The organism is bacterium (assembly GCA_035529855.1).
Classification (GTDB): Bacteria; RBG-13-66-14; B26-G2; order WVWN01; family WVWN01; genus WVWN01.
This window is the reverse complement of record DATKVX010000090.1, coordinates 1-5,588: the sequence shown is the minus strand read 5'-3', so window position 1 is coordinate 5,588 and position 5,588 is coordinate 1. Positions and strand designations below refer to the sequence as shown.

At 67.1% G+C, this 5,588-nt stretch carries 4 protein-coding genes; all 4 read right to left on the bottom strand.

Annotation, left to right across the window (positions count from 1 at the left end):
- Window positions 1–218 precede the first annotated feature (218 nt).
- Genes hpt through aspS form a run of 4 tightly spaced genes read right to left on the bottom strand, consistent with a single transcriptional unit; the run spans window position 219 to window position 5,519 of the window.
- Entirely contained in the window at window positions 219–764 is a 546-nt protein-coding gene (gene hpt, locus VMX79_09740; GenBank protein ID HUV87382.1) for a hypoxanthine phosphoribosyltransferase, read from the bottom strand.
- Window positions 739–2,172, bottom strand: a complete 1,434-nt coding sequence (tilS, locus tag VMX79_09735) for a tRNA lysidine(34) synthetase TilS (protein ID HUV87381.1) — start codon at window positions 2,170–2,172, stop codon at window positions 739–741. The genes hpt and tilS overlap by 26 nt, the downstream gene beginning before the upstream one ends.
- Before the next feature lies 1 nt (window position 2,173).
- A complete protein-coding gene (locus VMX79_09730; protein ID HUV87380.1) occupies window positions 2,174–3,742 on the bottom strand; it encodes a response regulator in 1,569 nt (522 codons plus the stop codon).
- A 4-nt stretch (window positions 3,743–3,746) separates the two neighbouring features.
- The gene (gene aspS, locus VMX79_09725) at window positions 3,747–5,519 is read right to left on the bottom strand and encodes an aspartate--tRNA ligase (protein HUV87379.1); all 1,773 of its coding nucleotides are present in this window, start codon (window positions 5,517–5,519) and stop codon (window positions 3,747–3,749) included.
- Window positions 5,520–5,588: the final 69 nt, after the last annotated feature.

Sequence of the window (5,588 nt, the reverse complement as noted above, 5' to 3'; positions counted from 1 at the left end):
TTTAAGCTGCATAAATAAAACGCCCCGCGACGCGGGCGCGGCAAGTCGTAATTTTTAACATAAAAAGGTTTTTAAAGCAACCTTAAAAGCCGTTTGGCCTTTTACTACCATTTAAAAATGCCGCCCGGGCGGGCGGCTTTTTCGTTGGCTCGTGGCTCGAGTCATCGGCCGGCGGCGGTCCAAATTGCTACCTTAGGTAATCGTACTATATAGGATGTCTATTCCTCGTGCTCGGGTTCTTTGAGCGTCACTATCTCCGGGAGGTTGCGGTATCGGCCCGCGTAGTCCAGGCCGTAGCCGACGGCGAAGACGTCGCCCAATTCGAAGCAGACGTACCGGAGCGGGACCTCGACGCGCTGCATCGCCGGCTTGTAGAGCAGCGCGCAGATATGGATGCTGCGCGGCTCGCGGATGCGCAGGTGGTCCACCAGGAACGCGGTCGTCAGGCCGGTGTCGACGATGTCCTCGACCACCAGGACGTCGCGGCCTTTGACGTTCACGGCCACGTCCTTCGTCAGCACGACCTCCTCGGTGGTCTCCGCGCCCTCGCCGTAGCTTATTATCTCCGCGAAATCGACCGCCATCGGCAAATCGACGGCGCGGATGAGGTCCGCGGCGAAGACGAACGCCCCCTTGAGCACGGTCACTACGACGAGGTCCTTGCCGGCGTAATCGGCCTTTACCTGCCGCCCCACCTCGGCGACGCGCTCCGCCAGGATGTCCCGGTCGTACAGGACCTTATCTATGTCTTTTTTGTAATCCATAACGGGTCCTTTCCCGGCCGGCGACGGGGCCCGCCCGCCGCAGCCATCGCACGTGGACCGCCGGCTCGCCGGGCGCCGCCGCGGCCCCCTCCGCCAATACGAGCCCCGGTACCCACAGAATCCCCGAAACCCCGCAAACCACCGGTCGGCGCCGCTTTTCCTCCGCCGGCACTTTCGCGTCGACGAAGACGTCTTGGAGTTTTTTCGTGCCGCCCAGGCCGGCGGGCCGTACGCGGTCGCCGTCGCGCCAGGCCCGAACGAGCAGCGGCGCCGCGCCGAAGCGTTCGTCGAGCCAGACTTCGGCCAGGCCGCGGCCTCGCAGCTCCGCCGGAGCCCGTGCGAGCGCCGCGTCGATTTCGACGCCGGCCGGCGCTACCAGCGTACGCCCGGGGACCGCGACTTCCGCCGACCAATGCCGAAGCGCCGGCTCGGCCCTCGTTCGCTGGAAGTACACGCCGCCCGCCGTGCGCCGCGCCTTGACTCCCCTCGGTAGGTCGACCGCGCCCCCCTTCGCCAACGCCAGCGTCGCCGCGACGTGTTTGCGTTCCAGGCCGCGCCTGGAGCCGGCTAGCTCGCCGTAAAGCTGCCGCACCGCGCGGCCGCGGAGCGCCTCGGGCAGCGCCGCCGGGAAGGCCGGCGCGAGGTCAATTCGACCCTCAACGCGGCCCGCTATTAGGCGGGATAGCAGCGCCGCGGTCCTTCGCTCCAGCGCCGCTTCGTCCGCTCGAGCCGAGGCCGCGAGCGCCGCGAACGACGCCCGTACCCCCGGTACGCGGGCCTCCAGCGTCGGCAGGACCTCGAGTCGGAACCAGTTTCGCAGAAAAGACGGGTCGCGGTTGGTAGGGTCCTCGCGCCACGGGACGCCCAGCTCGCCGAGGTAGGCCAGGACGTCGGCGCGGCTGCGCGCCAGGAGGGGCCGGACGAATATACCCGCGGCGGGCGGCATCGCGGCCAGGCCCAGCGTCCCGGCGCCCCGCGTCAGGTTAAGCAGGACCGTCTCGGCCTGGTCGTCGACGGTGTGGCCCAACGCGACGGCATCGGCGCCGAACTCGCGGGCGGCGCGTTTGAGGAACGAGCGCCGCGCGAGGCGGCCGGCCTCTTCGGTCGAACGGCCTACGCCGGCGGGATGCGACGGCACGTCGACGCGCGCGCCGAAGAAGGGGAGCCCCAGCGACGCGGCCTGCTCCCGCACGAACGCGGCGTCGTCGGCGCTTTCGGGCCGCAGCGCGTGGTCGAGGTGCGCGACGCCCAGGCGCCACCGCTCGGCGGCCGCCGGCGCGTTGAGGGCATGGAGCAGCGCCGTCGAGTCCGGGCCGCCGGAGGCGGCGACGAGTGCCGAGGCGCCGGGGGGCAATAGGCCCTCCCGCCGGCACCACGCCAGCACCTCATCCTCGAATCCGGCACTCATTTTACTTCGGCGTCATAGTCGCGACCGGTAAAATCAGCTCCGGAAGCGAAACGCCGCCGTGGTAGAAACCCCCTTCGAACCGCCGGTGGTATTCGCGCAGGTGATGGGAGAAGACGAGGTGGCGGTTGCTCTGCGCCAGCACGTACGTCTTGGCGAGGTAGTCGTCGGGGAGGCCGAAGTCCCCGGGGCGACGGACCAGGAAGGCCCCCTCGCCCTCGGGGCGGAGGTCCCGGCCTACCCAGTACCGCGGCGTCTTGGTCGCGTCTTTGTCGGCGTACACCACGGCCGGCGCGTCGGTGAGCGTCGAGCCGTGGTCCGAGGTGAGTACTACCACGGCGTTTTTGTCCTCGGCTATTTTCCTCAACAGCTGCTCGAGCGGCGAGCCGAGGTACCAGGTAAGGGCGAGGCGGGGGAGCGCTTCGGCCGTGGGGGCGAGCGAATCGAACGCGCCGCCCCGGCTCGACTCGTGCGTTACGGTGTCGATGAAATTGAAGACGAAGGCGGTGAAGGGGCGCGGCGACAGCGTATCGATTATTTTCCGGGCTTTCTTCTCCTGCTCGCGGTTGGCGAATTTATAGTAGCGGACCTTTTTGGCCTTGGGCGCGTGGCGCGCGGCGTGGTCGGAAAGAAACTGCTCTTCGTGGCGGTTCAACGATTCGCCCAGGCCGCTCTCTTCCCGGAATGCTTCCTTATACGCGGCCGCCATCTCCGCCGGCTTCTTACCGGCGAAGATGGCGTTGCGGGCGTACAAGGTGGAGGACGGGACGGCGCCGCAGTACAAGGACCGTTCGATGCGGTACAGCTGCCCGAGGCGTTCCTCGAGCAGCAACCATTGGTCCAGGCGAAGGCAGTCCACGACGACGAAGTAGACCGGGCGCCCGGCCGCGATTTGGGGGAAGGCGAACTCGTCCAGGACGTTCCAAGAGAGGGGAGGCGCGCCTTCCTCTCCGGCTACCCACGACGGGTAATTTTCGCACGCGAACGCGGCGAACGTCCTGTCCGCCTCCGCGACCAATTCGTTTTGGAGGGGCGCCAACGCCTGGAGTTCCAAATCGCCGATCTCGCGTTGGGCGCGGCATATATCCAGGTAAAGGTCCGCCCAATCCCGGAACGTAGCCGCCGGGTCGTTTATGACGAGCTGGGCGCGGTTGTAGTATTCCCCCCACGACCCCACGAAGCGGTCGCGCCGGAGCCGGTCGAGTTCCAGGATTTTTTTAAGGGACGAGAGGATCTGGTGCGGGTTCACCGGCTTCACCAAGAAGTCGTCGGTCTCGCCGAAGTAGGCGTCGTCCATCAACGTCTCTTCGGTCGATTTCGTGACCATAATAACCGGTAGCGACGCGTCCACGGCCTTGAGCTCCCGCAGCGTCTCGATGCCGTCCATCCCCACCATTATCTCGTCCAGCAGGACGGCGTTGAAGGATCGCTCCTTCACCAACGCCACGGCGTCCGGGCCGTTGGTGAGCGTCGTCACGCGGTAGCCGCGGTTCTCGAGGAATTGGATCTGCGACTTCAGGAGGTCGATCTCGTCGTCGACCCACAGGATTTCGGGACGTCGTTCCTCGTTCATATTATTACTTGCCTTCCGGTTCTTCTTTGAGCGATAGGCCGAGTTCGTCGAGCTGCTCGCGCGCCACCGGCGCCGGCGAGCCGTCCATCGGCGATGACGCCCGCAGCGTCTTGGGGAACGCGATGACCTCGCGAATCGATTCCTCGCCGCACATCACCATTACCCAGCGGTCGAGGCCCGGCGCGATGCCGGCGTGGGGCGGCGTGCCGTACTCCAACGCCCGCAGGAAGAAGCCGAAGCGGCCTTCTATCTCCTCGTCGGTATAGCCGAACGCCTTGAATACCCGCCGCTGCAGCGCGGCGTCGTGAATACGGACGCTGCCCGAGCCGAGCTCGACGCCGTTGACGACGACGTCGTACGCCCGCGACAACACGTCGAAGGGCGCGGCCTCCAACTTGTCAGCGTCCTCGAGGCGGGGCGATGTGAACGGGTGGTGCGACGGCACCGGTTCGCCCGTCGCCGCGTCCCGCTCGAAGAGCGGGAAGTCCGTGACCCACAGGAAGTGGAACCCTTCCTCTTTTTCGACGTTCAACATTTCCGCCAGCGCGAGCCGTACGGAGCCCATCGCGACGGCGGCGGTCTCGAACGGGCCGCCGCACGCGACGACGGCGTCGCCCTCCCCGGCGCCGGTTTTCGCGAGCAGCGCCACCGCGGCGCCGTCGTCGAAGAACTTCGCCAGCGCGCCGGAAAGCGCGCCCCCCGGGCCGACCTTGAACGAGGCCAGGCCGCCGGCGCCGTCGGCTCGAGCCGTGGCCTCGAGCTCGTCGACCTGCTTGCGGCTCAAACCCCCGGGTACTCGGAGGGCGAAGACGCTACCGCCGGCGTCGATTATTTTACAAAATATTTCGGAGGAAGTTTCCGCGAATATATCCGTCGCGTCCTCGAGGAGGAGGCCGAAGCGCGCGTCGGGCTTGTCGCGGCCGTAGCGCGACATCGCCTCCCGCCACGTGAGCCGAGGCCAGGGCGTCGCGAGCTCGACGCCGATGCCCTCGCGGAAGGACGCGGCGAAGACGCCCTCCGTAACGTCGAAGATGTCCTCCTCGTCGGCGAACGACATCTCGACGTCGAGCTGGGTGAACTCCGGCTGGCGGTCGGCGCGCTGGTCCTCGTCGCGGAAGCAGCGCGCTATTTGGAAGTAGCGGTCCACCCCCGCGGCCATCAGCAGCTGCTTGTACATCTGCGGCGACTGCGGCAGCGCGTAAAATTTCCCGCGGTGGACGCGGCTGGGGACGAGGTAGTCCCGCGCGCCCTCCGGCGTCGACCGCATCAGGATGGGCGTCTCGACCTCGACGAAGCCGCGCGCGGACAGGTAGTCGCGGATGGCCTTGACGGCGCGGTGGCGGACGGCGAGGGTGCGCTGCATACGCGGCCGGCGGAGGTCCAGATAGCGGTACTCGAGGCGCAGGTCCTCGTGGACCTGTAGGTCCTCTTCGGCTAAGTTGAAGGGGGGAGTCTTGGCTCGAGCCAAAACCTCCAACTTGCGCACGTGGAGCTCGACCGCGCCCGTCGGGACGTCGTCGCGGCGCATCCCCTCCGGCCGGAGGCGCACCTCGCCGACGACGCGGACGACGTCCTCGCCCTTAAGCTTCGAGGCCGCCTTGTGCAGCCCCTTGCCGACCGCCGGGTCTACGACGAGCTGGGTGAAGCCGTAGCGGTCGCGCAGGTCGACGAAGAACAGGCCGCCCAGGTCGCGGCTCTTCCAGACCCAACCGCACAGCGTCGCCTCGGCGCCGACGTTATTTTCGTTCAGTTCGCCGCAGCTGTGGGTTCGTTGCATCCGAAATACCTTCCTCGTGGCGCGGGGTGTCTTGAGTGGCGTCGGGTGTCTTGAGTGGCGTCGGGTGTT

Coding starts and splice junctions, on each gene's coding strand:
- hpt (HUV87382.1), bottom strand. CDS start 764: ATGGATTACAAAAAAGACATAGATAAGGTCCTGTACGACCGGGACATC.
- tilS (HUV87381.1), bottom strand. CDS start 2,172: ATGAGTGCCGGATTCGAGGATGAGGTGCTGGCGTGGTGCCGGCGGGAG.
- VMX79_09730 (HUV87380.1), bottom strand. CDS start 3,742: ATGAACGAGGAACGACGTCCCGAAATCCTGTGGGTCGACGACGAGATC.
- aspS (HUV87379.1), bottom strand. CDS start 5,519: ATGCAACGAACCCACAGCTGCGGCGAACTGAACGAAAATAACGTCGGC.